26 protein-coding genes and 4 tRNA genes are annotated in these 26392 nt (G+C 58.1%); 10 read left to right on the top strand and 20 right to left on the bottom strand.

The window, feature by feature from the left end; genetic code table 11:
* Nucleotides 1–82 precede the first annotated feature (82 nt).
* The 5 genes from JOE56_RS04300 to JOE56_RS04280 form a co-directional block, all read right to left on the bottom strand.
* The gene (locus JOE56_RS04300) at nucleotides 83–1420 is read right to left on the bottom strand and encodes an MFS transporter (RefSeq protein WP_338028621.1); all 1338 of its coding nucleotides are present in this window, start codon (nucleotides 1418–1420) and stop codon (nucleotides 83–85) included.
* Between the two features lie 127 nt (nucleotides 1421–1547).
* The gene (locus JOE56_RS04295; RefSeq protein ID WP_204514977.1) at nucleotides 1548–1970 is read right to left on the bottom strand and encodes a cupin domain-containing protein; all 423 of its coding nucleotides are present in this window, start codon (nucleotides 1968–1970) and stop codon (nucleotides 1548–1550) included.
* A 151-nt stretch (nucleotides 1971–2121) separates the two neighbouring features.
* Nucleotides 2122–2197: transfer RNA gene (locus JOE56_RS04290), tRNA-Phe, on the bottom strand.
* A gap of 61 nt (nucleotides 2198–2258) precedes the next feature.
* Nucleotides 2259–2332, bottom strand: a tRNA-Asp gene (locus tag JOE56_RS04285).
* A 27-nt stretch (nucleotides 2333–2359) separates the two neighbouring features.
* Nucleotides 2360–2432: transfer RNA gene (locus tag JOE56_RS04280), tRNA-Glu, on the bottom strand.
* Between the two features lie 185 nt (nucleotides 2433–2617).
* On the opposite strand from JOE56_RS04280, the gene JOE56_RS04275 reads away from it, so the two are divergent.
* Both JOE56_RS04275 and ybaK read left to right on the top strand, forming a co-directional pair.
* Complete coding sequence (locus JOE56_RS04275; RefSeq protein WP_102238991.1) at nucleotides 2618–2968, top strand: metallopeptidase family protein; 351 nt, start codon at nucleotides 2618–2620, stop codon at nucleotides 2966–2968.
* A 172-nt stretch (nucleotides 2969–3140) separates the two neighbouring features.
* Nucleotides 3141–3641 (top strand): Cys-tRNA(Pro) deacylase, encoded by a 501-nt coding sequence (gene ybaK / locus JOE56_RS04270; RefSeq protein ID WP_102238992.1) that lies wholly within the window; start codon nucleotides 3141–3143, stop codon nucleotides 3639–3641.
* 26 nt (nucleotides 3642–3667) lie between these two features.
* Here the strand turns inward: ybaK and JOE56_RS04265 are convergent, their stop codons facing one another.
* Nucleotides 3668–4321: a YigZ family protein gene (locus JOE56_RS04265; RefSeq protein ID WP_204514976.1), complete on the bottom strand. Its 654-nt coding sequence runs from the start codon at nucleotides 4319–4321 to the stop codon at nucleotides 3668–3670.
* Between the two features lie 115 nt (nucleotides 4322–4436).
* Between JOE56_RS04265 and JOE56_RS04260 the strand changes: the two genes are divergently transcribed.
* Complete coding sequence (locus JOE56_RS04260; protein ID WP_239530362.1) at nucleotides 4437–5789, top strand: aspartate aminotransferase family protein; 1353 nt, start codon at nucleotides 4437–4439, stop codon at nucleotides 5787–5789.
* Here JOE56_RS04260 and JOE56_RS04255 read toward each other — a convergent pair.
* From JOE56_RS04255 to JOE56_RS04210, 10 genes are all read right to left on the bottom strand, one after another.
* Nucleotides 5786–7018: an allantoate amidohydrolase gene (locus tag JOE56_RS04255; RefSeq protein WP_204516062.1), complete on the bottom strand. Its 1233-nt coding sequence runs from the start codon at nucleotides 7016–7018 to the stop codon at nucleotides 5786–5788. The two genes, JOE56_RS04260 and JOE56_RS04255, sit on opposite strands and share 4 nt — an antisense overlap.
* 93 nt (nucleotides 7019–7111) lie before the next feature.
* Nucleotides 7112–8746, bottom strand: coding sequence for an amidohydrolase (locus JOE56_RS04250; RefSeq protein ID WP_204514974.1), 1635 nt, complete (start codon nucleotides 8744–8746; stop codon nucleotides 7112–7114).
* A 41-nt stretch (nucleotides 8747–8787) separates the two neighbouring features.
* Nucleotides 8788–10098: an MFS transporter gene (locus tag JOE56_RS04245; protein ID WP_204514973.1), complete on the bottom strand. Its 1311-nt coding sequence runs from the start codon at nucleotides 10096–10098 to the stop codon at nucleotides 8788–8790.
* Between the two features lie 82 nt (nucleotides 10099–10180).
* Nucleotides 10181–10981, bottom strand: coding sequence for a sulfite exporter TauE/SafE family protein (locus JOE56_RS04240; protein WP_204514972.1), 801 nt, complete (start codon nucleotides 10979–10981; stop codon nucleotides 10181–10183).
* 110 nt (nucleotides 10982–11091) lie between these two features.
* Nucleotides 11092–11922 carry an amino acid ABC transporter ATP-binding protein gene (locus JOE56_RS04235; RefSeq protein ID WP_239270906.1) on the bottom strand — a complete coding sequence of 277 codons (831 nt, stop codon included), beginning with the start codon at nucleotides 11920–11922 and terminating at the stop codon, nucleotides 11092–11094.
* Nucleotides 11919–12713, bottom strand: a complete 795-nt coding sequence (locus JOE56_RS04230) for an amino acid ABC transporter permease (protein ID WP_102238999.1) — start codon at nucleotides 12711–12713, stop codon at nucleotides 11919–11921. Before JOE56_RS04230 ends, JOE56_RS04235 begins: the two co-directional genes overlap by 4 nt.
* A gap of 95 nt (nucleotides 12714–12808) precedes the next feature.
* On the bottom strand, nucleotides 12809–13627 hold the full coding sequence (locus JOE56_RS04225) for an ABC transporter substrate-binding protein (protein WP_204514971.1): 819 nt from the start codon (nucleotides 13625–13627) through the stop codon (nucleotides 12809–12811).
* A gap of 135 nt (nucleotides 13628–13762) precedes the next feature.
* Complete coding sequence (locus tag JOE56_RS04220; RefSeq protein WP_204514970.1) at nucleotides 13763–14413, bottom strand: LutC/YkgG family protein; 651 nt, start codon at nucleotides 14411–14413, stop codon at nucleotides 13763–13765.
* Nucleotides 14410–15915 carry a LutB/LldF family L-lactate oxidation iron-sulfur protein gene (locus JOE56_RS04215; RefSeq protein ID WP_204514969.1) on the bottom strand — a complete coding sequence of 502 codons (1506 nt, stop codon included), beginning with the start codon at nucleotides 15913–15915 and terminating at the stop codon, nucleotides 14410–14412. The genes JOE56_RS04220 and JOE56_RS04215 overlap by 4 nt, the downstream gene beginning before the upstream one ends.
* Entirely contained in the window at nucleotides 15912–16715 is an 804-nt protein-coding gene (locus JOE56_RS04210) for a (Fe-S)-binding protein (protein ID WP_204514968.1), read from the bottom strand. The genes JOE56_RS04215 and JOE56_RS04210 overlap by 4 nt, the downstream gene beginning before the upstream one ends.
* 82 nt (nucleotides 16716–16797) lie before the next feature.
* On the opposite strand from JOE56_RS04210, the gene JOE56_RS04205 reads away from it, so the two are divergent.
* On the top strand, nucleotides 16798–17454 hold the full coding sequence (locus tag JOE56_RS04205) for a YitT family protein (RefSeq protein WP_204514967.1): 657 nt from the start codon (nucleotides 16798–16800) through the stop codon (nucleotides 17452–17454).
* 1 nt (nucleotide 17455) lies between these two features.
* Here JOE56_RS04205 and JOE56_RS04200 read toward each other — a convergent pair whose 3' ends face one another.
* From JOE56_RS04200 to JOE56_RS04190, 3 genes are all read right to left on the bottom strand, one after another.
* Nucleotides 17456–18454, bottom strand: a complete 999-nt coding sequence (locus JOE56_RS04200; protein ID WP_204514966.1) for an inorganic phosphate transporter — start codon at nucleotides 18452–18454, stop codon at nucleotides 17456–17458.
* Between the two features lie 75 nt (nucleotides 18455–18529).
* Complete coding sequence (locus JOE56_RS04195; protein ID WP_102239005.1) at nucleotides 18530–19150, bottom strand: DUF47 domain-containing protein; 621 nt, start codon at nucleotides 19148–19150, stop codon at nucleotides 18530–18532.
* Between the two features lie 190 nt (nucleotides 19151–19340).
* A complete protein-coding gene (locus tag JOE56_RS04190; RefSeq protein ID WP_204514965.1) occupies nucleotides 19341–19913 on the bottom strand; it encodes a hypothetical protein in 573 nt (190 codons plus the stop codon).
* Nucleotides 19914–20150: 237 nt separating this feature from the next.
* Between JOE56_RS04190 and JOE56_RS04185 the strand changes: the two genes are divergently transcribed.
* The 4 genes from JOE56_RS04185 to JOE56_RS04170 all read left to right on the top strand — a co-directional run bounded on the left by JOE56_RS04185 (nucleotide 20151) and on the right by JOE56_RS04170 (nucleotide 23055).
* Complete coding sequence (locus JOE56_RS04185; RefSeq protein ID WP_204514964.1) at nucleotides 20151–21110, top strand: hypothetical protein; 960 nt, start codon at nucleotides 20151–20153, stop codon at nucleotides 21108–21110.
* A gap of 35 nt (nucleotides 21111–21145) precedes the next feature.
* Complete coding sequence (locus tag JOE56_RS04180) at nucleotides 21146–22291, top strand: winged helix DNA-binding domain-containing protein (RefSeq protein ID WP_204514963.1); 1146 nt, start codon at nucleotides 21146–21148, stop codon at nucleotides 22289–22291.
* Nucleotides 22292–22398: 107 nt separating this feature from the next.
* Nucleotides 22399–22821, top strand: coding sequence for a DUF2871 domain-containing protein (locus JOE56_RS04175; protein WP_204514962.1), 423 nt, complete (start codon nucleotides 22399–22401; stop codon nucleotides 22819–22821).
* Between the two features lie 161 nt (nucleotides 22822–22982).
* A tRNA-Lys gene (locus JOE56_RS04170) sits at nucleotides 22983–23055 on the top strand.
* An 82-nt stretch (nucleotides 23056–23137) separates the two neighbouring features.
* On the opposite strand, the gene JOE56_RS04165 is transcribed toward JOE56_RS04170, so the two are convergent.
* Nucleotides 23138–23743, bottom strand: coding sequence for a TetR/AcrR family transcriptional regulator (locus JOE56_RS04165; protein WP_204514961.1), 606 nt, complete (start codon nucleotides 23741–23743; stop codon nucleotides 23138–23140).
* A gap of 100 nt (nucleotides 23744–23843) precedes the next feature.
* Between JOE56_RS04165 and JOE56_RS04160 the strand changes: the two genes are divergently transcribed.
* Complete coding sequence (locus JOE56_RS04160; protein WP_204514960.1) at nucleotides 23844–24674, top strand: CoA transferase; 831 nt, start codon at nucleotides 23844–23846, stop codon at nucleotides 24672–24674.
* 44 nt (nucleotides 24675–24718) lie between these two features.
* On the top strand, nucleotides 24719–26248 hold the full coding sequence (locus JOE56_RS04155) for a class I adenylate-forming enzyme family protein (protein ID WP_204514959.1): 1530 nt from the start codon (nucleotides 24719–24721) through the stop codon (nucleotides 26246–26248).
* Nucleotides 26249–26392 lie beyond the last annotated feature (144 nt).

Below are 26392 nucleotides of genomic sequence, written 5' to 3'. Positions count from 1 at the left end.
AGTCACACGCTGAGGTGATGCAATAGTGTGTCGCAGTGAGAAACGCTTAGGGCCGGGGAGCGTGGGGCGGCGTCTTGTGGGCCTATTGCTTGCGCGAAACATCGGGCAGTTTGGCACCGGTAAAGACGCCCACCAACCCCATGATCGCGAGGAAACCTAGCGCATAGAACACGTGGATTGTGGCCAATGCAGAGCTGATTCCACCTACGATCAGCAGCATGAATCCCATGGCCGAGTTGGACACCGCCACGTAGGTTGTGCGCTTATCACCTTCGGCCATATCCACCACATATGTTTTACGTCCTACGCGGACACCTGTGTGCATGAGGGTGATGAGAAAATACGCCACCACGAACATCACGCTGATGAGCGTGTGCTGATCTTTCAGGACAGGGATGGACGCGACCAGGATAGTAACCACAATGATCGCGGACGCGATTCCTGCACCTATGTTCATGAGCCGTTTGCTTGATGCGTCTGCGAATCTGCCAAAGATCCGGCCACCCAGGAGCGAAGCCAGTCCAGACGCGATGACGAACCCGCCCAGGCCAGTGAGGCCGGATGCGCCCGACTGCACCGAAAGCATGACGACGAACGGTGGGCTCAGGGAGGAAACTAGGAGCAGTGAGCGTACCGTGACGAAATGGCGGAACAGCCGGTCGGTTCGTAAAAGGTCGATCGTTTCTTTGAACCAGTTTGGTTTATTGGGGTTCTGAGCGGACACTGCGGAAGCGGGCTTTGATGACTCTGCATCGCTTGGTTCATCGATGGTGATGTACACGGCGGCTACCGCCACCCACAGGGCCGCCCCTAAGCCCAGAATCCAGGCAAGTGTTTGCGGTGTGAGGTCGTCGCCACCCCACACACGAATTGCAAGGCCCAAGGTGATCGCCACGAACCCGGCGACAGTGGTGGCCAAACCATTGATCTGGCCGCGCTCGCCTTTGGGGATCGTGCGACCTTGCACGTCCTTAGATGCAATAGAGCACAGGCACCGTCCACTTGCGAATACGGCCAGTGCGGCAATGATGATGAGCCCGGCTACAAGCCCGGAAGCGAAAACGGCAACACCCGTCATCACCGCCACCGAGGCCGCCTGCGTGAGTGCGCCGGCTACGAACACGTGTTTGCGGTAGCGCGCCTTCACCACCAGGGGAGTGAGCGCTGCTTGCGGAAGCATCGAGCCGGACTCGCGAATCGGTACCAGAAGCCCCGCCAGCGCCGGCGGCACACCCAAGGCTGAAAATAGCCACGGCAACACGGTCGACGCGTTGACCGTTTGGTCGCCGGAGGACTGCAGGGCGTTGGCCGTGATGAGCTTGAGCCCGTTCGATGCGACTTGTGAGCGTTCAAGTGCAGGCAGGTCCGCTTCAGCGTCACGTTTCATGAGTGCTGAATACAGTTTGTCGGTTGTGCTCACAGCGGTTGTCCTTTGGAGGAGGTTAGTGGTGGCAGAAAACATGCCCGAGGTCGTTCCCTTCTTGACAGTGCAAGGTGGGAACGACCTCGGCGGGTTAGAAACCGGTTACCTGGGTGTCGGGCGTAACTCAGTGTTCGTGGGCTTCAGCTTCTTCTGCTTCTGCCTGCGTCTTGTGTACCGTGCCGTGCGGGTGGTGGGCAGGAGCGTAGATGCTGTACAGCTTCATGGGCTCGTCGCCGATGTTGACGATGTTGTGCCATACGCCCTTGGGCACGATGACGGCCCAGTCGGCTGACACTTCCTGTTCAAATGTGAAGTTGTCCTTAGCCGGGCCCATCTTTGCGAGTCCTTTGCCCTGTTCGAGGCGCAGGAACTGGTCGTTTTCGGTGTGGACTTCAAGTCCTACGTCGCCACCGACGGGGATTTCCATGAGAGTGACCTGGAATTCCTCGCCGGTCCACAGGGCAGTGCGGAAGTTTTCGTTTTCTAGGGTGACTTCTTCAATGTTGACTGCGTACGGGTTAGGCCCGTTGTCCTTGATCTCTGCCATATGTTTACTTTAGGCGCCCGAGGTGTCAGTGTTCTAGCGAGGAAAGGCTTGGCTATGTTCTGTGGGTGGCTTCCGTCAAAGCGGGGAGTCATGGAGAAAGTTAAGAGGCCCTGTTTTCCCAGGTGGGACTGGGTAACAAGGCCTCTTCATGTGGTGGCTCCGACCGGCGTCGATCCGGTGACCTTTCGATTTTCAGTCGAACGCTCTACCAACTGAGCTACAGAGCCATGGTCGCTTAGCTAACCATAGAACAAAGGCTCTTCTTTTCAGAAGAGCCAAGTTGCTCCGCGACCCTGACGGGACTCGAACCCGCGACCTCCGCCGTGACAGGGCGGCGCGCTAACCAACTGCGCCACAGGGCCTGATATGCATGGAGTTTTTCCACTGCGTACCCCCAACGGGATTTGAACCCGTGCCGCCGCCGTGAAAGGGCGGTGTCCTAGGCCGCTAGACGATGGGGGCCTGCCGAATTGACCTTGCGCAACCGTGATTGCGACCTGGTGTCTTTCGGACCTTGGATAGCTTAGCCTGAAAGTGGTGCACAATGCAAAACGAGCAGGGAGTGATCTGAAACACCCTGTGTAAAACAACGACGCGAGCGCGATAAAACCGGCCTTTTCGACCGTGAAACTCCGTAAGATTCAAGCGTGGAACAGATCGGTGATGAGGACTTCGACGCGCTCGTAGAGGAAGCGCTTGAACTCATGCCTCAAGAATTGAAGGCACACATGGACAATGTGGTCATCTTTGTTGAGGACACATCCCCAGAAGGGGAACCGCCCATGTTGGGTGTTTACGACGGAATCGCGCTCACAGATCGTGGCGCTGACTACGGGTTTGTCCCGCCGGATACCGTCACCCTGTTTAAGGAACAACTCGTTGACTTTGCGCTCAATGAAGTAGACCTGCGCGAACAGATTTACATCACGATCGTCCACGAAATCGCGCACCACTACGGAATCGACGACGAACGTCTGCACGAACTTGGGTGGGGTTAGCGCAATCACGCGCTCCCAGGCTCCCTGAAGATAAATACGACTAGTCTGCAAAAATACGTGATCCGGGCTTTACAATTGGCTCCTTGCCGACCCGTTCGTTTATGGTTGCTTGGATAGCTTTAATCACGAACTTCGCGTTCGAACCGGTGAGCAGGGAGGCGTACCAGCGCACATGTCGATTGCATCTCGATCGCACACGACCGCCACTCCGGCACTTCGGGTTCTCAACCTCGCTGGAGTTGAGTACCAAGTGCACGAATTTGAACACGACCCACATGTGCGACGCTACGGAACCGAAGCGGCACAAAAACTGGGCGTGGAATCCGGGCGCGTTTTCAAAACCCTCATCATCATGGTCGATGGCGAACCGTTTTCAGCCTTAGTCCCAGTCTCAGGCCAGCTGGATCTGAAACTTCTAGCGCAGGCTACCGGCGGTAAAAAAGCTCAGCTCGCTGGAATCGCAACTAGCGAGCGTCGCACCGGATACCCTACCGGCGGTATCAGCCCATTTGGACAACGGAATTCGTGCCCAGTTGTTATCGACCACTCGGCACATGACCACGAAACAATTTTCGTGTCCGCAGGCAAGCGTGGTTTGGAAATCGAAATTCGCCCCACCGATCTCATCATGATCACCGACGCCCGTGTCGACCGGATCGCAGCCCTCGACTAACCACCCACGCAGCTACGAATCCCCGCTTACGCGTACGTCGGTTCGCCGGCCACCGCATGTGCCTGACCGGCAGAAATGTCGGCAAACACTGCGTCCATCTCATCGAGATTAGCGGGAGCCACTCCCAGCGTCAGCGTCACTCCTTGCGCATATTGCGCGTCGATCACCGCCCAGCCGTGCTGTTCGCACTTTGCCTTTGCCACCTCGGCCTGGGCATAATCCAAGGTCACCGTGACCGGCACGACCAACTGGCGGGTCACCTGGGTAAGTCCTTCCAACGCCGCCGAGGTCGCCGCCCCGTACGCACGCACCAAACCTCCCGCTCCCAGCAGGGTGCCACCAAAATACCGGGTCACCACCGCAACCACGAAGGTGAGCTGGTTCCCGGTGAGCACGTCGAGCATAGGAGTTCCCGCCGTGCCAGACGGCTCCCCGTCGTCGTTGCACCGTTGCGTGCGCGCATCCGGGTCCAGGACGAACGCGGTACACCAGTGCCGAGCTTTCGGGTGCTTCGACTTTTCCTGCTCAATGATGTCGCGGGCGGCGCGTTCGCTTTCAACGTGGGCGACGCGGCCAATGAAGCGTGACTTCTTGATTTCAATTTCCGCGGTCGCATCACCTTTCACAGTGGTGTATGACGTGACGGGGAATCCGTCTAACAGGTCAGCGTCGAAGTCCATACGTGCCAGTTTCTCACAGTGTGGTCAAACTGTGGGCGCGGCCGAGGTGCGCGCCAGCTGTCCCGTAGCCTGGCTCCAAACCTGTTAAAGGGTGCAACGGATGAAAGGAAAGTCCATGAACTTCAACGGCGAAGATCTCACGGCGTTGCAAGCGGAGTCGGCACGTGCGTATGAGCTGGATCGTGCGCATGTTTTTCACAGCTGGTCAGCACAACAGACCCTTACGCCCATGGTGATTTCGCGAGCTTCTGGTTCGCGCGTGTGGGACGGGGAAGGCAACAGCTTCCTGGACTTTTCTTCCCAGCTGGTCAACACGAATATAGGCCACCAACACCCTGCAGTTGTGCAGGCGATTAAAGACCAAGCGGATCTGCTCACCACGATCAGTCCCGCGCACGTCAACGCGGCCCGTTCAGAAGCGGCGCGACTGATCGCTGAGCTACTTCCGGATTCTCTCAATCACGTGTTCTTCACCAACGGCGGTGCGGACGCAAATGAGCATGCGATTCGGATGGCCCGGCTGCACACTGGCAAGCACAAGGTGCTTTCCCGTTATCGCAGCTACCACGGTGGCACAAACCTTGCGATCAACGTCACCGGTGACCCTAGGCGGGTTCCGAACGATGCGCCTGCCCAAGGCACAATCCACTTCTTTGGGCCGTTCCTGTACCGCTCCGAGTTCCACGCTCAGACCGAAGAAGAGGAAACGAGCCGGGCGCTCCAGCACTTGCGCCGCACGATTGAGCTGGAAGGGCCCTCGACAATCGCGGCGATCATTCTGGAATCCATTCCCGGAACGGCGGGCATCATGGTTCCATCTGTGGAGTACATGCAGGGTGTGCGTGCGCTGTGCGATGAGTTCGACATCATGTACATCGCTGACGAGGTGATGGCCGGGTTCGGACGTGCAGGTGAATGGTTCGCGTTCAACCGCTACGACATCACGCCAGACCTTGTGACCTTCGCTAAGGGTGTGAACTCCGGGTATGTGCCATTGGGCGGGGTTGCGATGAGTGACGACATTTACGACACCTTCAGTCAACGCGCATATCCAGGTGGGCTCACGTACTCCGGGCACCCGCTCGCATGTGCTGCCGCCGTTGCCACCATCAACGCTATGCGTGATGAGCAGATGCTGGAACACGCACGTGCCATGGGTGAAGAGGTTGTGCGTCCGCGTCTGGAGAAGATCATGGCGAATTCCGCTCACGTAGGAGATGTGCGTGGAACGGGTATGTTCTGGGCCATCGAGTTGGTCAAGGACCAAGAGACGCGCGAACCACTGGCGCCATATGGCGGGTCATCACCTGAAATGAACCAGATCGTGGGCGGTATTAAGGCTGGAGGCGTGTTGCCTTTCGTTAACTTCAACCGGATTCACGTTGTTCCACCGATCAACATTAGTGAGGACGAACTTAACCAGGGGCTCGACGTTCTTGAGGACGTCATCACGAACGCGCGGTTCTAAAGCGAGGGCGCGTCCAAGGCGCCCTCAATCAGCTTGTCCAGAACCCCGGTGAGCATGGTGACACCGGCAACCATGTCCTCTGGTTTTGTGTACTCGCCTTCGTTGTGGCTGATCCCGTCAACACTGGGCACGAACAGCATCACGGTGGGCACCATGTCTTTCATGTTCGTGGAGTCGTGGCCGGCAACCGTCATGATGTTGCGGTGACTCAACCCCATTTCCTCTGCGACACCTCGGGCCAATTCCACACCGCGTTCGTCATACGGCAACAGATCCCATGAGTGCGCCGTATCCTTCTCGATCTTGACGTGCGCAAGTTCTTCGATATGGGCGATCTTCTGGTGCAGTTTTTCATCAGCACGCTTCACAAGATCGGAGTCAGGGGAACGCATGTCCATGTGCAACCGGACTTCACGGGGCACAACAACGGGGGAGTTGGGTAGCACGTTCAGCTGGCCCACGGACGTGTGGATGCCGAACTCATCAGCGATTTCGCGTGCGGTCACCACGAGGTGCGCTGCACCCAAGAGCGCGTCCTGCCGGTCAGCAATGATGGTTGAGCCAGTGTGAGCCTGTTCGCCGTGCACAATGAAGTGGTATTTCTGCGCTGCCCACGTGGCATCGACCAGACCAATGTTGATGCCTTCTTCGTCGAGGATGCGACCCTGTTCAATGTGGATTTCCGCGTATGCGGCAGGGGCTGGCCCTTCACCATTTCCCAGGTAACCGCCGGCTTCAAGAGCCTCATGTACGGACACGCCTTCACCGTCCGTGACCTTCAACGCGGTGTCAGCATCCATCTTTCCGGTGAAAACCGAGGAACCCATCATGGAGGGCTGGAACCGTGAACCTTCTTCGTTAAACCAGTTGACGACGCCCAGGTTGAACTTAGGGGTGCGACCACTCTGCTCCACCTGCTGCTGGATCCGCCACACGGCGTGAGCACCTGCCAGAACCCCGTACGCCCCGTCGAACTTCCCGCCAAGGGGCTGTGAGTCCATGTGCGAACCCACCAGGACATAAGGTGCGCCCGGCGTCCATTCGACCAGTCCAAACTGGTTGCCAATTCGGTCGGTGGTCACCGTGAAACCACGCTCACGCATCCACGTGCCCAACCAGTTGCGTTGCTCAACATCGGGGCCGGTCATCGCTTCACGGTCCACACCTCCGGCAGGGGTCTGGCCGAACGACGACATGGTGTCGAAGTCATCAAGAAACTGCTGGTCCACAGTGGGCTCCTTTGCGTTGGTAGTGCGGGTAATGCGGGCAAGTGGGTCGGGGACGAACGGTGAAGGTAGCGGGCGGTATTGGCCGGTCACGGCTTACAGCTCCCGGTGGGTGAACTCTCCGCCCACCATGGTGGCCCGCACCGGAATCTGCGCGATGGTCGTGGGGTCAACGGCTGTGGGGTCCGTGTCGAGGAACACCAGGTCGGCGAGTTTGCCAGGTGTGACCGTGCCCTTGATGTCCCCGTGTCCAGAGGCTTCCGCCGCGACCGAGGTGTACGCCTCAAGCGCTTGCTGTGGCGTGATGCATTCGGCTTCAGATCCGAACACGTCACCTGATCTGGTGCGACGGTCAACGAACGACTGGATTCCGCGCATCACGTTTCCGTCTGCGCACGGCCGGTCGGAGGTCCCCGGCACAAGAACGCCGGCTTCGATGAAGGATTTGGCGCGGTAGAGCAAGCGCACGCGTTCATCTCCCAGGGACGTGTTCATCGAGTCTCCGATGGCATCTGCGAACGCCGCCTGCGGGGTGACCGCGATGTTGTATTTCGCAAGGGTGGGGATGAGTTCGTCGGCAACCATGCCGGCGTGTTCGATCCTGTTAGGAACGCCCGAGGCGGGTGCCCCAAACTTGTCGACGGCCTCGGTGATGAAGCGGGTGGCTTCATTGCACGCCAGGTCGCCAATCGCGTGGACTGCCAGCGACCACCCGGATTGGTATGCGGTGAGGATCTGTTGCCGTAACACCTCGGGATCTTCTTGCAGGTAACCAGGGTGGTCCTTGCCGTGGTAGTTCTTGGTCAGTGCCGCGGTCTCACCGCTCATGGCACCGTCCATGAACACTTTGGTGGGGCCAATGTTGACCCAGTCGTCACCAAAGCCAGTGACCACGCCAAGATCGAGTCCAACACCGTAGTCGTCTGATGGGTGCGCGTTGATGGTGTGAAGTGCCTCGATCATGGGCATGAGCTGGGCGCGGGCCCGTAGCTTTCCTTCACGGCGGGCGCGCATGTACGCGGTGACTTCGACGGGGGAGTGGCCAATCCACCCGGCGGCAATGCCAGCTTCGCCGAAACTGGTGATGCCTTCTTTTGCGTACTGTGCGGTGGCCAGGTCCAAGGCTTCAACGATCGCGTCTTGGCTGTACGGGCGGATGAGGTCCTGGATGAGCGACTGAGCTGTTTCCTCCACCAAACCAGTGGGGTTGCCGTTGTCGTCACGAACCACCTTTCCGCCGGCAGGCACTTGAAAGTCTGGGTCAAGAATCCCGGCCAGCTCAAGAGCGCGCGTGTTGGCGATCGCTGCGTGGCCGGATACCTTGCGCATGAAGAGGGGGCGGCCGTGGGTGATGCGGTCGAGTACCTCAAGGCTGGGGTACTCGTCGTTGTAGTCCTGTTGGGCGAACCCGGTTGCGTTAATCCATTCGTCTTCGGGAGTGTTCTTCGCGGCCTGCTCGACCTTTGCATAGAGTTCTTCCATGCTGCCCAGTTTCTCGACGTTCACGCTGGCCAGAGTCAGACCAAACCACGTGGTGTGACAGTGGGCGTCGTTGAAACCGGGGGTGACGCATGCGCCCTGCGCATCGACGTTTTCATGGGCGGTGAGCCCCGCAATCTCGTCGTCAAGACCCACGATTTTTCCGTCGTAAATCCCAATGGTCGAAGCCTGCGGGCGACTGGGGTCCAGGGTCTTCACGGATGCGTTCGTGATCAGGGCGTCAAGTTTCATTTTTCACCTCTGGCGTCATTGCAAGTTGGTCAAAACCTAGCCTACGCTTTGTAGCCTTCGACTGCGATCGACAGACGCGGGGCTAGCAGTGATGCCAACGTCGTTACTCCCGCAATCACCATAAGCATGCACGGTGCTGGCCACCATGCATTTCCGGAGAACTTGAGAAGAGCAGTTGCAAGCGTCGGAATAAAACCGGCGAAAATCGCCGAAATGTTGGCACATAGGCTCACTCCAGACAGTCGAAACTGGGGTGGAAAGAGCGCAGTGAGAAGCGCGCCATTGACAGCGTAAGGAATGCTGAGGGCCCCTACGCCAAGTGTCATCCCCGCAATAACAAGAAGCGGGGCTTTCGTTTCCACCATAAAGAAAACGGGGAACGCCACAATGACCGTGAGAATACCGCCGAACGCAGAAACCCGGGCCGCACCCCAGCGTTCACCTAAGCGCCCAAATAGAACGATCACGACAATCTCAAATGCAGCCGCCAGGAGAGTCGCTCCCAGCATCAGATTGGATGACAAGTTCAGGAAGTTCTTTCCGTACGAAACAACAAATGTCGTGACAAGAAAGAAGCCCGCAACACCAAGAAAGTTGGTTCCGAATCCTACGAGCACTTGCGGCAGGGAGCTCTTGAATACCTGCAAAATGGGAGCTTCTTGCTTTTGTGCGTTTTCTTCCAGTTCACGGAAAACAGGTGTTTCGTCTAACTGTTTCCGAATGTAAAGAGCAACCACCAAAAGTGGGATAGCTAAGAGGAATGGAATACGCCAACCCCAAGCTTCGAAAGCTTCTTTTGGAACCAGTACGCCCACGATAAAGAAACCACCAGATGACAAGAGAGTTCCAATAGGAGAACCGATCTGTGGATATGAAGCGTAGCGAGCACGTCGATGTGCAGGAGCTGATTCTACTGCAGCTGTTACCGCTGAACCCCATTCACCGCCTACGGCCAAACCCTGACAAATGCGAAGAACCACCAACAAGATTGGGGCCCAGATTCCGATCTGGAAGTATGTGGGGAGCATGCCGATCATGCCGGTAGTGACACCGATTCCCACGATCGTCATCATGAGAACAGTCTTGCGTCCAAGTTTGTCTCCCAAGTGACCAAAGATAAGGCCACCTACTGGCCTGGCAACGAACCCGACTGCCATCGTGGCAAAAGACGCGAGAAGTGCGACCGCTTTGTCGTCGGAATGGAAAAACTGGACATTGAACACGATCGCGGCTGCAGTCGTGAAAAGAAAGAAGTCGTACCACTCCATAGCGGTCCCAACCAAAGCGGCCCGGGCAGCAATCCTAGCGGTTTCTTCGTTAGCTGAGTCGGGAATCTTTGCAGGAATCGACATGGAAACTCCTTATCGTTCGGTTGTGACTCTGGACACTCTAAAGTATTGAGCTCCATGCGTGAACATCATCCTGCAAGTGAGTTCACTTTTCTTTTTTACCGAACCTCACCCAGTGTGGATACCTCCGTGCAACGAGCTGGATCGCAGTGAAGATCAGCAGCAGTGAGAAGGCGTAGTTTGACTGTTTGGGCGTGATGAACTCTGCGATCCAAATGCCCAGCGGTGACACGACTGACGCTGTGATTCCCAGAATCGCAGCCGCCCTCAGATCCACATTCTTGTTCTGGTAGTTCACGATCGTGGCAGAAATTGACCCCGGAATCATCATGAGTAGGGAGGTTCCTTTCGCCACCAGGTCATTCGCCCCAAACAGCAGCACGAGTACTGGCACCATGACGATCCCGCCGCCCACGCCCAAAAGGGCCGAAAGAATTCCTACAATCACACCAGTGATCACCAGAAGAATCCCCACAATAACCGTGATGTCAATGTGCGCGTCACGTGAAGGAACGATCAGGAACAAGCTCGGAATAATGAGCAGGAGGGCTACCAAGAACATCCAGAACAGGACAGACTCAGGCAGAATCTGTAGGAGTCGCCCACCGATCTGCGTCCCCACAATCATGCCCACGGCCAGCAAGATCGCTACCACCCAGTCGACCTGCCCCAGCGTCAAATACCCGATAGCTCCCACGATGGCCGTAGGAAGAATCGCAATGACCGAGGTCCCTGCCGCCAGTTTCTGCTTCATGCCCAGTAACAGCAGAAGAGGGACGATGATGAAACCGCCACCGACGCCAAAGAGGCCAGACATCAAGCCGGTGAAAGCGCCAATGAGCAGGAGAGACATGGGGGACAAGCGGGGAACGGTCGCATCAGCCATGAGGGTCCTTCCAGTCATCACTCGGACAAAACAACCTTACTCCCACACGCGACGCAAAGCGGCCCCCTCCCATACGGGCGAGGGCCACAACAGTCACACCGGTAACCTGCTCAGTCGTTGTCGATTTCCCCGTGGTCGGAAACGCGAGCCAAGAACGACTTGGTGCGTTCGTGCTGGGGGTTGGCCAACACCTCGGACGGGGGCCCTTGCTCAACCACAACCCCACCGTCCATGAAGACCACCTTGTCAGCGACCTCGCGCGCAAACTCCATTTCGTGTGTGACCACAACCATGGTCATGCCTGCCGCGGCCAGTTCGCGCATCACTCGCAAAACGCCACCCACGGTTTCCGGGTCCAGCGCCGAGGTGGGCTCGTCAAACAGGATCAGGTCCGGATCCATGGAGAGCGACCGGGCAATGGCCACGCGCTGTTGCTGACCGCCCGACAGTTGGTCAGGGTGGCGGTCGGCAAGGTGGTCGAGGCGCACGTGTTTGAGGTTGCGCATTGCGACTTCCTTGGCCCGTGCCGGGTCGCGTTTGAGGACTTTCACCTGCCCAACTACGCAGTTTTCAAGCGCTGTCATCTGCGGGAACAGGTTAAACCCTTGGAACACCATGCCCACGTGGCGACGCATCTTGTTGAGGTCAGTTTCGGGGTCAGTGGCGACGAATCCGGCCACTTCGATGGTCCCTGAATTAGATGTCTCTAGCACGTTGATGCAACGCAACAGGGTGGACTTACCGGATCCAGACGGGCCGATCAGGCACACAACTTCGCCGGGTTTGACCTCGAAGTTGATTCCTTTGAGCACCTCCACGTTTCCGTAGCTCTTGTGAAGGTCAGTGATCTTCACGCCCTTGACGTTACTGGCAGTGTCAGCGACGTCAGTCGCGGCCGTGCTGCCAGAGGTGCTGGGGGCTGTGGAGTCTGCGTCAGTCATGCTTTCCTCTCCTTTGCCTGGCGCGATTCAAACCGGCGCGCGAGCCATCCCAGTGGCAGGGTGATCACTAGGTAACAAGCACCGGCCACAACAAGTGGCGTGAGACCAGCTTCGGGTGCAGTAATTGCGTTCTTTCCGAACAGTGCGAGTTCGTATTGAGACGCGGACAAGCCCAACAGGTAAATCAGGGACGAGTCCTTGGTCATGATGATGATTTCGTTGGTCAGCGGGGGCAAGATGATGCGCATGGCCTGCGGAACCACGATTGTGAACATGGCCCGTGAATGGCTCATGCCCAGTGACCGAGCAGCCTCGTACTGGCCCTTTGGAACTGCCTGCAGGCCCGCACGCAAGGTTTCGGCAATGTAGGCCGACTCCACGATTCCTAACGCCAGCATCACCGTGACGTACGTGTTGAGGTTGATTGAGAACGCGGCGGGGATTCCAAAACCGAAGGCGACAAAAACCAGAAGTGCGGGGACACCTCGGAAGAACTCAATGTAAGCGGTGGCAATCCACCGGTACGGTGCCACGGACGAAATCTTCATGAGCGCCAGGATGTTACCCAGGAACATCGCAAAGACGAACCCTAGCGCCGTATAGATGATGGTGTTTTTCAGTGCCGTGGTGATAACGAGGGGAAACTGCTGCGCGATGATCTTGGGGTTGAAGAATTTATCCGCGATATTTGCCCAGTCGATTGCGATTGCCAGAATGATGACTGCTACAACGAGTATTGCGTACTGGATCCCCAGTGACATCTTGGCGCGCTGTTGCATAGTGAGGGCCATGAAAGAGCTCCTGAGCGTTGGTTGTTGTGTGTGTAGGTGACACCGAACTCAAGGCGACCGCGTCACATTGCTGTGACGCGGTCGCGCTTTAGTATTTACTTGCTTGATTTGGCTTTTTCTGGATCAACGCGTGCTGCGTCGGCGACAGTTCCGAACCACTCATCAACCAGCTTGTCGTATGAGCCATCCTCGAACATCTCTTCAAGCATGCCGTTGAACTCATCAAGCATCTTGGTGTTGCCCTTCTTGACCGCTGCACCGAGAACTTCGCCAGTTTCGTACTCCTCAACCATTGCTAGCGAGTCATCGGCTTTGGTTGCCGCGTAAATGATGGAGACGTTTGCAACAGCGGCATCGATCTTACGAGCCTGCATGGCTTGGGTGAGCATTCCGCCAGTCTCAAACTGAACGGTGGAAAGCCCGTGCTCCTTTGCGTAGGACTCTCCAGTGGTTGCTGCCTGTGCACCGACCTTCTTGTCTTTCACGTCATCGAGCGACTTGATGCCGGAGTCCTTGGCTGCCAAGAGTGCGAGATTGTCTTTGAGGTACATCATGGAGAAGTCCATCTTGGTCTTGCGCTCTTCTGTGATCGAAAGACCAGAGAGGACGATGTCGCACTGTCCTGTATCAAGTGCGGTACCCGTCTGGATGCCCTCGAATTGCGAGGTAATCACGTCAAGTTCAACGTCAAGGCGTTCCGCGAGCTTCTTTGACAAGTCGATGTCAAAACCAACAGTTTCGCCGTCTTTGACGTACTCAAAAGGTTCGTAGGGGATGTCCGAACACAGCGTGAGCTTGCCGTCCTTCACGAGTTCGACTCCGCTTTCGGTGGTACCGCCTCCGCCACCTGAACAAGCGGAAAGTGCGAGTACTGATGACGCAATAAGAGCGACCGTACTAAAGAAACGTTTCACAGATCCTCCTGGGGGTGAGGCGCACGTACACTGCGCTTTTCAGCAATGTGATCGCAATCACATTGCTGAAAAGCATACAGTGCTCTGTGTCACATTTTTGTGGTCGTTATAGATTTTTTATGAAGAACGTGCTCGCTAGTCTTCGAGGAATACCACGTTCAGTGTGCGCGGTCCGTGGACACCCTTGACGCGTTCAAGCTCAATATCCACCGTGGCCGACGGCCCCGAAACCCACGTCTGCACAGCCGTGTCGAGGTCACGTTCAACCAGAACTTCAACAGCCTGCGGCACACTTTCGACAATGTCCGAAATCTTGACGACAACCACGTGGTGGTCCGGAACGAGCGTGATAGCCCGGCGCCCTGTGGCAGCGCCTGCCAGGCAGATGGTGCCGGTTTCCGCGATCGAAACGGTCGACCCAGTGACCACCGCATCAACGGAGTCCAGCTGATTCACGCTTAGTGGTTCTTCCACCGAGTCCGCGTGGAACTGTGCCGTCGAGGCAGCCGTCCAGTCTTCTGGGAGGTCGTGCGGGATGACCACTGTTTGCGCGTCGCCCAACAGCTCCGCCACAACCTTGCCAACCGTGTCCGCGTTTGCGTGTGTGACGGTGGCGTCGTAGTCCACCAGGCGGTCGGTGAGGAGGTCTACCAACGCCGAGGTCGTCTCCGCCTTCAGCGGATCCGCCGGCTTCGCTGGAGGCAACGTAGGAGAGGCCGGGGGTGCCGTCTGAGGTGAGCGACCCAAGGCGTCGTAGATCCGGTTGAGAATTAGTTCGCGACTCATGCGTCACCTCGGTTCTTGCGCCACCACGAACGGAACGATTCGCGTGGGGGAGCGGGAATAGTGCGGGTGTTTGTCCAGGCCCCTGCAATTCCAGGGAGCGACTTAAAGCCGTCACGCCCCACGAGCGCGGCCAGTGGAAGGGCTGATTCGGCGGCGCTCATGCGACGACCGTCAGACATGACCCAGGACGCCACTTTAAGCGCCGCGTCGAGCTGGGACAACGAGGCGTTCTTCTCAGAATCCTGCGCGCGCAAACGCACAAGCATTTCAGGGATGTTGATCTTGACGGGGCAGGCGTCATAGCACGCGCCACACAAACTGGAAGCGTATGGAAGGGAGCCGTTTTCGCCTTCTTCCACGCCGGTCAGGAGTGGGGACAAGATCGCGCCAATTGGGCCGGGGTACACCGAACCATAAGCGTGCCCACCAGTACGTTCATACACTGGGCACACGTTCATGCACGCAGAACAGCGAATGCAGTGAAGCGCCTGCTTGCCGTGTTCGTCGGCAAGTGCTCGGGTACGGCCGTTGTCCAGGAGTACCACGTGGAAGTTTTGTGGCCCGTCACCTTCTGTGACACCGGTCCAGAACGACGAGTACGGGTTCATGCGCTCGCCCGACGATGAGCGCGGGAGAAGCTGCATGAACGTACCCAAGTCAGAGAAACGAGGCAGAATTTTCTCGATTCCCATGACGGAAATGAGAGTTTCGGGCAAGGTCACGCACATGCGACCGTTACCTTCAGATTCGATGATCGACAGCGTTCCCGTTTCAGCGATACCGAAGTTTGCGCCAGAAATGGCGACCTTGGTGCTGAGGAATTTTTCACGCAAGTGAACGCGTGCTGCACGTGTCAGGTCTTTAGGATCGTTGGTGAGGCTTTCGTCTGCCGATTCCATGCCGCGAATGAAAATGTCGCGGATCTCGTTGCGGTTGCGGTGGATAGCGGGAACAAGAATGTGGCTTGGGCGGTCATTACCCAACTGCACAATCAGTTCTGCCAAGTCAGTTTCCAGCGCGTCGATTCCGCGCGATTCCAGGTGCTCATTCAGCCCGATTTCCTGAGTGGCCATGGACTTCACCTTGATGACCTCACGCCTACCGGACGGAAGAACGGGGGCGTGTTCGCGGGCGAGTTTCTCAACGATCGCATTGGCTTCGCCAGCATCAGCGGCCCAGTGGACGTGGCCACCACGCTGCTTCACCGCTTCTTCGAACTGAACGAGCAGTTCCGGCAGGTGCTCCATGACATACGTCTTGACGTCGTGGCCCTGGGTTCGCAGGTCCTCCCAGTGAGGCATCTCTGCAACGCGTTCCGCACGCTTGGTGCGGATCGTCGTGGTGGCTTTAGACAGGTTCGACCGAAGCTGAACGTTACTCATTTCGTGTTCAGCCAGTGTGGGGAACGGGGTTTTCTCCACAATGTTTCCCGTTCCGGGAACAGCGCGCGATAGACGCGGGTTAGTGGTTCGACGGCGTGGAATTCCTAGAAACGTGCTCATCGGACTGATCCTCCCGTCAGCGTGAGGGGTCGTTCTTTTGTCGATGCCAAAATACGAGCCAAGTGAACAGTAGGCGGGATGTGCGCATCTTGCGGTTTAAGTTCGCGTGTGCGGGACAATCCACCACCGATGTGCATGAGGCAACTGGCGTCACCACCGGTACACACGTCGGCGCCCGTGTTGATGAGCGCATCGACCTTGTCGCCCAACATTGCTGAGCTGACCTGCGGGTTCTTTACTGAGAAGGTTCCGCCAAACCCGCAGCATGTATCCCAGTTAGAAGGCGAAACGACTGTGGTGCCTTCTACAGTCTCCAGCAGTTTTTTCTGGCGGTCGCCCAGCCGCAAAAGACGCATTCCGTGGCACGACGGGTGGTACGCAACGGTGTGCGGGAAGTAGCTCCCCAGTTGTTCGGCCGCGTTGTCGATCTTGGCAATGTCCGTTAAGAACTGAGCCAGCTCAAAGGTGCGCGAAGCAACCTGGGCGGCGCGCTCTTCTAGATCGTGGTCTCCAACGTGCTGAGCGATCATGCCGTGCTGGTGCGACAGCGAAGCCACACACGAACCTGACGGAGCTACGGCGTAGTCAAAACTCGCGTCTTCAAAAGCGTTGACGTGATTGCGTACAACCGGTGCTGCTTGGTCAAATTTTCCAGAGTTGATGTGCATCTGACCGCAACACACCTGCCCCTGCGGGAACGTGACCGTGTGGCCCAAACGCTCCAGGATCTCGACGGTGTCGCGCGCGACTTCGGGGTACATCGCGTCGACAATACACGTGGCAAACAGTGCAATGCGCATGCCTCCACTTTATATGTACACGGGTCAGTTCCCGTATGGATCAGGAACCTTTCTTGGAGTGTTGCGCACGTGTGCTCACTCTGTGAGAAGATCGATCGCGGAGGTAGCGGTGGCAGAATCAGTGGCACAGAACGAAGCAGAAAAACTTAAGCTCAAGCACTCGTGGGCCGAAGACCTCATGGGGCTCATCACGGGATGTTTTGTCGCATCCATGGGGCTCTTCTTCCTGAAAACCGCGGGAGCTGTAACAGGTGGGACCGCAGGGTTATCGCTGTTGGTCAGCTACCTGGTGCCCCTTCCTGTCGCCTGGCTGTTCCCGTTGGTCAACGTTCCCTTCTTCATCTTGGCGATTTGGAAAAAGGGGTGGAACTTCACGATCCGCACCATCTTGTGCGTGGTTGCCGTAGGTGTCCTCACCGACTTCCACCTGCTGGTGATGAACGTACACGTTCACCCCGTTTACGGCGTAATCTGCGGAAACCTGCTAGCAGGTGTGGGGCTGCTCATTCTGTTTAGGCACAAAGCCAGCCTGGGCGGCGTCAACATCCTGGCGCTCATTGTGCAAGAACGCGCCGGCATCAGTGCAGGGTATTTCCAAATGTCCTTTGACGTACTCATTGTGTTGGCGTCGCTCTTCGTGACCCCGTGGTACATCGTTTTGCTGTCAGCTGGTGGCGCGGTCATCCTCAACCTGGTCCTGGCGTTTAACCACCGACCAGGGCGCTACATGGGTTTCTGAGCTACGTCAGCATGAGGAGAGGCAGCGTGAACAACGCAGCCACACACGAAGCCGCTGGAATGCCCAAAATCCAGGCCGCTAACACCTTCAGTAACGGGCGCACGCGAATGTCCTGACGTCTCCGCGCGGTTCCTAAGTTTGAAGCGACGACCACAAAACTCATCGACGCAGGAATACGGAAAACGAAAGCTGCCAAACCAAGGAAAATAGCGGACGTCGCGTTCGAAATAACCGACGTCACCGGATCCAACCGCACCATCGACACTGACACCGTGCGAGCTACCCGCCAGCCAGAAAACCACGTGCCTGAGGCCAAAGCCGCAGCCGTCAACACGATGAGGACCCATGGACGGTCGTCCATAACGACCTCGGCGCCGGGATGCACACCCGAAACCCACACAAGCCCCATGACAGCGCCAACCTTTTGCGCATCCTGGGACCCGTGAGCCAACGACAGCCCAGCCACCATGACACTGTTCATTTGGCGGCAACGCTTGAACAACGGCTTGGGCGGATAACTGGCCACCACGCGCAGGGCAATGCGGGTGAGGACGATCGAGGCGAAAAGAGCCGCGATTGGCATGATGAAGATTGAAGCGATGGTTTCGTCGAACATGATGGACGGGCGGTCGTCCCACCCGACAACCAGCCACGCGCCAACCAAACCACCCATGAGAACGTGAGTCGAAGCGATCGGAACGGCCATGAAATACGTGGCGACGTTCACTAACAGGGCTCCTGCCAGACCCCCGCCCAAAACTGCTAACAGCTGGGTGCTGGAGTGGTGGAAGTTTGCGACCTCGGTGGCAATTACGGTGGCGATTCCTTGGCCCAAAAGCGCGCCAACAAAGTTGAAGCCCGTTGCCATGGCCAGTGCAACACGTGGATTTAAACCGTGCGTGGCCACGATGTTTCCCACGGTGATACCGGCGTCATGGAAACCGTTAAAAAACGCGAACGAAATGCCCAAGAGCAGGACGCACAGAGTTGCTAGATCCATGGGGCCTCGCTGATGGGTGGTGCTGACAAGAGTGGTGCCGACGAGAGTGGTGCGAAGGTCAAAGCTTGTGCGCCCCTAGGACTCGTCCAAAGCGATTTCCGCGACCACCGCAGCGACCGACTTATACCCGTCGGAGGCACGAATGAACGCGGCACCTAAAGAGGTGGCGGCTGCCAAGAACGTCAGGCCCACGCGCGCGCCAGGAACGACGTCGGTCACCTGCTGTTGCAACGTGACGGCCCGCAAGTGAAGCGTTTCGATGGTGTCGACGTACTCCCACTGATCGGGTTTGGCGCGTAGGCGCTGGGTCATGCGTAACGTGTTGTCAGCCTGGTTGGACAGTAGGGCCAGCATTTCGAGGACGCCCACGGGGAGTTCGTCGAAGGCAGAAGAAGTCATGGCGAAGCCGACCGCGTCCTGCCGGTGAACAACGTCGCGCAACGCTTCAGATAACCGGTAAATGAGCCGGCGGTCGAACCGTGTCAGGTAGTTTTCGCGGAGCTGACGCTTGACGGCGCCGGCGTGGTCGTCTGCCGCCTGGGTGAGTTCGTTCATGCGGCTCAGAGCCTCACGCCGCTTGCCCGCGGGAATGCCGGACAGTTCAGCCAGCGCTAGATTTCCGTCGCGTACAGTGACCGCTATCTTGTGTAGCAGCTCGTAAATAGCATCATCATTTGATAAACGACGAAGACTCATGGCGACCTCTGGCTTATATCGATACGACGGGTGCCGATCCGAGAGCGCCTCTCGGCGAAAGGCCGCTCGTAGCGGCAAAAGTTGGAGCCCGGGGCTTCAGCGGACCGGCACCCGCGACCATTGTAACGAACCCGAGGCGGGGGCTGGCTTTGGTGGGGTGGGGCGGCTCTGGCCGGACAGGCGGCGCCCGCTATGCCAGGTTGCCCTCGCGATACAGGCGAGCGGACGCACGCAGGTCCTCACCCATGCGGTGGAACTCGGCAAGGCCGGGGCCGTCTTCGGTGGCACGACCTCGGGCAGCGACAAACACAAACGCGGCGGCCCGGTCGCATGCGTGGGCAAAGTCACCGTGGAATGCACCGGAGAGGATCTCCCTAGCCATCGTCGCAACCTCACGCGGACCCGGCGGGTCAGCGACACCGGCGACGACCTCGGCGGGGGACGTTGACCGACCAGCAGAAAACCAGCCGGATGCCTCGTCCGGCCGGCGCGTGATCCAACTGTGCAGCGCGTACAGGCGATACAGCGCGCCGGGGAGAGACACGGCAGGGGCGCTGCTCCACAGTTCGGCGAGCGTTTCGAGCCCGAACTCCTGCTCTAAAGCAACGAAGCGGTCGGTGGCGGCCTGATCGCGGGGGACGGATGGGTCGTGGATGAGAAGGTGCGCGAGGTTGTGCGCGGCTTCGGCCTTCTGGGCAGGGCCCGGGGCCTCTGAGTACCCGTCAAGGTCCGGGCGCATGACTGGCTTATGAAAATCTCCCACGCGCCCAGTGTAGGACGTGGTGGGGAGCAGGTTTGGGTGGGTGTGTGGCCGGTGGGGTGGGTGCTTGGTGCGATCAGTGACGGACGGCAGGGAAGGCAGTTTCGCCACCCGTGGAATAAATGTGCATGCGTGCGTGTTTTGTCATGGTTGCCTCAAGTGGTGACCTGGATGTTCAGGACACATTCACCAACGATCCGTAAGCTTCTTAACGAACACGCATTCGCGGGAAGGAATGGAATGGCAAACTCACGCGTCACTCACGGTGCAGGCAAACTTGCCGACAAACTCGTTCAAAAGGACGGAACGGTCAACCCCATGGCTGCCAAGGCCATTAGCAAACTGTTGAGCGTTCAGCGTCCCATTGTTTTGGCCTACGTCCGTAGCGTCCGTCGCCGTCACCCCCACGCGACTCCGGCTCAGATGGCCGACATTTTGGCTGACCACTACAAGAACCTGGTGACAGGTGGGGGTGCCGCCACAGGTGCAACTGCCGTGATCCCAGGGCTGGGAACAGGCGCGGCACTAGGTGTCGCGGCCATTGAAACAGGTGCGTTCTTGGAAGGTTCCGCGCTGTACGCCCAGTCGATTGCAGAGCTTCACAACCTGCCGGTCGAAGATCCAGCTCGTGCGAATGCGCTGATTATGGGCCTCATGCTGGGGAACGACGGTAAGGACATGGTCAAGAAGGTCGCTGCGCAAGCGCAGGGCGAGGACGTTCCGCGCCGGGACGCCGCGTGGGGCGCCATGATCACCAAGCAGATCCCTACGCAGATGGTGGACATGCTCACCAAGCAGATGCGGAAGGCCATGTTTAAGCGTTACGCGCGGAGGTCTGCTGGGTCGCTGATTGGGCGGATTTTGCCGTTTGGGATCGGTGCCGTGGTTGGGGCCGCGGTTAACCGGAAGATGGCGGGCATTGTGATTGAAAACGCTCAGCACGCGTTTGGGCCTGCACCTGCAGTGTTTGAACCTGAATTGGAGCCAAAAGTGAGTAGCCCAAAGCGCGACACGGACATCATGGGTGGGTTGAAGCAACTGCTGAAGGTCACCAAAAAGAAGAAGGACGGCCAGGGCGACGTTATTGAGGGCGAGGTCGTAGACGGGGCTGCTTCGTCGTCTGGTTCGTCCGCGTCTGACGATGAACCGCAGGTGCGCGATGACACTCCGCGCACGTACCGCCCGGACGCTCGGTTGTAGTCTGTGCCGTTGTCGTTGGATCGGTTGTAGTCGCCATGGTCGATAAGCCGTTGGTGCGCGCCCGCCTGGTGGCGCAGGGTATGTGCCCTGCGCCGGGCGGGCGTCGTTCGTCATTTGAGACTCCCGAGGCGGTAGCGACCGGGCTCGGGGCCCTCCAGGGGCAGGATTTGCCGGGGGCTTTGTCGTCGGTGGCGTTGCGTGTGATGCATGCGGGGTCCGGCGTTGAGGCGAGTGTGGCACTTGAGAGGACCCGCGAAGCGTTTTCACGTGGCCGGTTGGTGCGTGGGTACCCCATGAGGGGGACGGTATTCGTGACCTCTGCTGAGGACCTGTGGTGGATGACTGAGCTGTGCGCGGGCCCAGCGGTGAAGCAGGCGCGCAAGAACAGTCCGCGGTTGGGAATTGAGGACGAACACTTTTCTGTGGCGCGAGGCGTTCTTGAACGTGAGTGCGCGGGACCGGAAGGCGCGACGCGTGCGCAGGTGTTTGAGGCGTGGGCGGCTGCGGGCGTGCCTACGGAAGGCGGGTGTTCGTATCACTTGCTCAAGCATTTTCTGTCAACGATGTTCGTGACGTATGGGCCGTTAACCGAGGACGGTCCGGTGGAGAACCGTGTGGTTTTGTCGAGTGAGTGGTTGCCGGATGGTAGCCGCTTGGCTGTTGCGTTTAATGACGACCGGCAGGCTGCCACGGCTGAGCTTTTGCGTCGTTATGTGTTGTCGCGCGGGCCGGTCACATTGCGTGATTTTCAGTGGTGGACCAAGCTTCCGTTGACGCTGATTCGTGCGGCCGCGCGCGATATTGAGTCTTCTGTGGAGGAGTGGGGGACTGATGAGTCAGGGGATGCGCTTCTGTGTGCCCCGGACCTTCCCGAGGTGGTTGCCCAGGTGGGGCGTGTGACGGACCGCCCGCAGTTGTTACCGCCGTTTGACGAGATGATCTTGGGGTATCCCGACCGCACGTACATCGTTCCTGCTAAACATCACGCAACATTAGTGCCTGGAAATAACGGTGTTTTCCGATCAGCTGTTGTGGCTGGAAGCCAGGTGGTTGGTTATTGGCGTCGCAAGGGGCAGAAGGGCAAGCGGTCGTTGGTGCTTGAGCCTTTTGGAGTCATGTCTGAAGCGCGAGAGAACAAGGTGCGCGCAGTGTTTGAGCAGTACCCGCACGCGAATGCGTAATCAACCGAAAGGTTGATGCCATGTTCAACCAGTTGGGTGCTGTATGTGGGGCCGGTTTCTGGCTGAATAGAGATAACGGAAATTATCTTTAGAGAGTGGGGAACAAAATGAGGAAGTTGTATTACGCGGCTCTGACGTACTTGATTCTTGGACTGGCTTCCGGTGTGTTTTATCGCGAGTACACCAAGATTGTTGGGTTTGAGCAGGGGCAGTACACCCAGTTGAGTACTCTGCACACTCACTTGTTGGCGCTTGGTTTCCTTTTCATGCTGATTGTTCTGGTATTGGACAAGGTGTTTGACCTGTCGTCATCGACGACGTTTTCTACCTTCTTCTGGACGTACAACGCGGGCATGGCGGTGACCATCACCATGATGGTGGTACACGGCATCATGGCTTTGGGTGGTTCAAGCAGCAATGGCATGACGGCTGGAATAGCTGGGCTGGGTCACATCTTGTTGACGTTCGGCCTGGTGAGCTTGATGATGTCGCTGGGCGGACGTGTGAAGGAAGTCGCAGCGCGTAAATAAGTTGGCTTTTGCGTGATGGGAAGTCACGCTGTTGTTTGCCCGGTGGTGCTGGTTTAGTGTCGCCGGGCGAACGTTTTGGTGCGGGTGTGGCACGAGCTTTGGCAAGAGCTTTTGGCAAGGAGAGGCAAAACCCGTACACTATAGGAGCGTTTAAAACGCGTGGGCCTCTAGCTCAGTTGGTAGAGCAACGGACTTTTAATCCGTGGGTCGTGGGTTCGATCCCCACGGGGCCCACTTTTTTATGCCCTAAAACTCCTGGTTGTATCGGTCCACCATTCCGCACCACACACGTGTGACTGCGGATCGACCGCCCAAACTAATCGTGAGACGTCACCGTGACGTGAAGTTCCGGCATCTCTTCTGGCTGATCTTTTTCTGGAAAAGACAACACGATCTGATCAATAAGAGGCTGCAAGAACAGCTGCCCCAGTTGCCTCACCATCACGTTGACAACCTGCTCCACCCGGTTGCGGTCCTGCGAAGCCTTCCCATGGTCGCGCAAGGAGTCGATACTTTCACCCGACAAGTGCGCAAGCCGAGTGATCAGCGCGTGGGCACCACCTTCTTCCAGCAGGTCACGTCGTAAGTACGCAACGATGAGTGGGTTCTCCTGCATCATCGCCGCAACCGACTCGTCACGGCTCGTAGCGCTCGCCACTGAGCCTCCCGCTTGCGAGTCCGCCCTGGCGATCGCGTTCGCAAACTGCTCCACAATCCAGCTTTCTACAGCCTCTTTGAGCCCCTCTTTGGAGCCGAAGTGGTGAGGGATCAGACCAATGGTGACTCCCGCCTCGGCGGCAATGGCACGCATGGGCGTGCCCGCAAAGCCCGAGGTGGCGAACTGGTGAAGGCCAGCGTTGCGGATCCGTGCCCGGCTAGTGAGATCGCTGTTGTGGCCGTGTGAGTCTGGCGCTGTTTCCATTGTGCTGTCCTTCCGTGCAATCCAGCCACTATACCTATTGAATAGTTGTTCAGTCAGTTATACATTGAATCAAAGTTCTCTACATTGTTGAGGAGCTCGGATGAATCAGCAGCCACTCTCCGGCGTCACCGTCATTACCTTGGCCGTGAACTTGCCTGGCCCACTCGCAGCGGCGCGACTGGCAAGCCTGGGCGCGCGGGTCGTCAAAGTCGAACCACCCATTGGCGACCCCCTGAGCCTGTACGTCAGCGATTACTACAAGGAGCTTGTGGCCGGCCAGGAAGTTGTGACCATTAACTTGAAGTCGCCAGGAGGTGTGCGACAGTTCGACCAGCTCGCCAAAGAGGCCGATATTCTGCTCACAGCCATGCGCCCGAAAGCCGCACATGCGCTGGGCATCCCAGACACAGTCGACAAGTACGGGCTGGTTCATGTTGAAATCGTGGGATTCGCAGGCGACCGCGCTGACGTGCCCGGACACGACCTGACGTACCAAGCAGCCCACAAAACCTTGGTTCCAGGCACTATGCCCACCGTGCCGGTCGCCGATGTTTTGGGAGGAGAACACGCAGCCCTCCAGGCTCTTGCCGGACTGCGCGAAAAAGAAAACCGGGGAGCTGATGCGCCGGGTGGAGTCGTCAAGCGAGTGGTTCTGGACGAAGCCGCTCAGTGGGCGGCCGGGCCAGCCCGTCACGGTCTGACCGGGCCAGGGACGCGACTGGGCGGTGCCGCGCCGGAATACCGCACGTACGCCACCCAGGACGGACACATTGCGGTTGCATGCTTGGAACCCCACTTCGCTAAAGCCCTGGCAGAACAGTTGGGGTCGGAGCATGAAGAACTCGAAGCCGCGTTTGCGTCCCAGCCAACCGCGCACTGGGTCGAGTTCGCGCACACCCACGACCTGCCTATTGAACCAATCGCCGTCTAAACATATCTGATCCGACAAGGATTCAACCCGACAAAGGAGTCGACATGGCAACACTTCCACTGGCACTTCGTAGGACAGCAAACACGTACCCGGACCAGCCGGCCATCACGTTTGAATCCACCACGTTGACGTACAAAGAGCTCGACGAACGTGTGGACCAGTTCGCGGCTGAGCTCATTGAGCGAGGCGTGAACAAAGGAGACCGGCTGGTCATTGTGGCTGGCAACTCAGACGTCTTCGCGTACGCGGTTCTAGGTGGGTTGCGGGCGGGCGCTATTGTAGCCCCGGTCAACCCTAAGTCCGCGGGCGCAGAGATCGAGCACTTCGTCACCGACGCGGACGTACACTCGATTATCTTCGACGCGCTCTGCGCGCCTGCGGTTAAAGCCTGGGCCGAGGCATACCCGGAGACCGCCACCAAGGTCAACGCGCTGTCGCTGGGGGCCACTGAGTTCGGTGACGACCTCCTCGGGGCGGCGTTACAGCGCCCTGCCACGCCGGTGGAGCTTGGGCTGGAAGAGGACGATGACTGCCTCATCATTTACACCTCGGGAACCACGGGAAAGCCGAAAGGCGCGCTTTTTGACCACCACCGGGTGCTGTGGGTGGGCGTGAACACCATTGGTGGGGTGGGGCTGCGGATTCGTGACCGCTACCTGATCGTGGCCCCGCTGTACCACTCCGCGGCGCTGAACCTGTTGTTCTTCCCGGCGTTGATGATGGGTGCTCACCAGGTAATTCATTCTGGGTTCGACCCCGAGGCGGTGCTGAGTGAGATCGACAAAACGAAGATCAACGTGTTCTTCGGGGTGCCCACGATGTTTGCGTTCATGTTGCGGTCGCCCAACCTTGCGAAGTTCGATCTGTCGAGCTTGCGGGTGGCGTTCTACGGAGCGGCACCTATGCCTGGAAGTGTGGCGGAGCGCCTGTTTGAGGTGATGCCACAGACCGAGATTATCCAGCTGTGCGGCCAGACCGAAGGTGGCCCCGGTGGCATCATCCTGCTGCATGAGGAGGTCAAGGCTAAGCCTTCAGCGTCTGGTCGGTATGCGACTTTGAACACGGAAGTCCGGGTGGTCGACGCTGAAGGTAAGGACGTTCGCCCTGGTGAGGTGGGCGAAATGATCATGCGCGGTGAGTCCATGATGAAGGAATACTGGCGCAGGCCCGACGCAACCGCGCAGACGGTTATCGACGGGTGGGTACACACCGGCGACCTGGCTCACGTTGATGAGGAAGGCTACATCACGCTGGTTGACCGCCTGAAAGACATGATTATCACCGGTGGGCACAATGTGTATTCCGCCGAGGTGGAAAATGCGTTGGCAGCGTACCCAGAGATTACCGACATTGCGGTGGTGTCCCGTCCACACCCGGACTACGGTGAAACGGTCGTGGCGGTTGTGACCCCGGCTGAAGGTGGGAACCCCACGCTTGAAGGGTTGCGCGCGTTTGCGGAACCGTTGCTGACGCACTACAAGATTCCGCGGGAACTCATTATTGAAGACATTCCGCGTAACCCGTCCGGGAAGATTCAGAAGCACAAGCTGAGGGAGAAGATTGCCCGTGAGTAAGGGGCGCGCGGGGGCGGCGAGGGGGAGAGGTCGGGCCCGTGTTTCAGCTCATCTTTCCGGCCCCAGAATTTCACCTTTGAGACGGTCGCTGAGCAACCATCGCCTGGCGACTTTTACCTGGCGACTTTCGCCCTTACAAATGAA

The sequence above is a fragment of the Brevibacterium paucivorans genome (assembly GCF_016907735.1).
Taxonomy (GTDB): Bacteria; Actinomycetota; Actinomycetes; order Actinomycetales; family Brevibacteriaceae; genus Brevibacterium; species Brevibacterium paucivorans.
The sequence above is the reverse complement of the archived record's forward strand: the minus strand, read 5'-3'. Positions and strand labels throughout refer to the sequence as shown.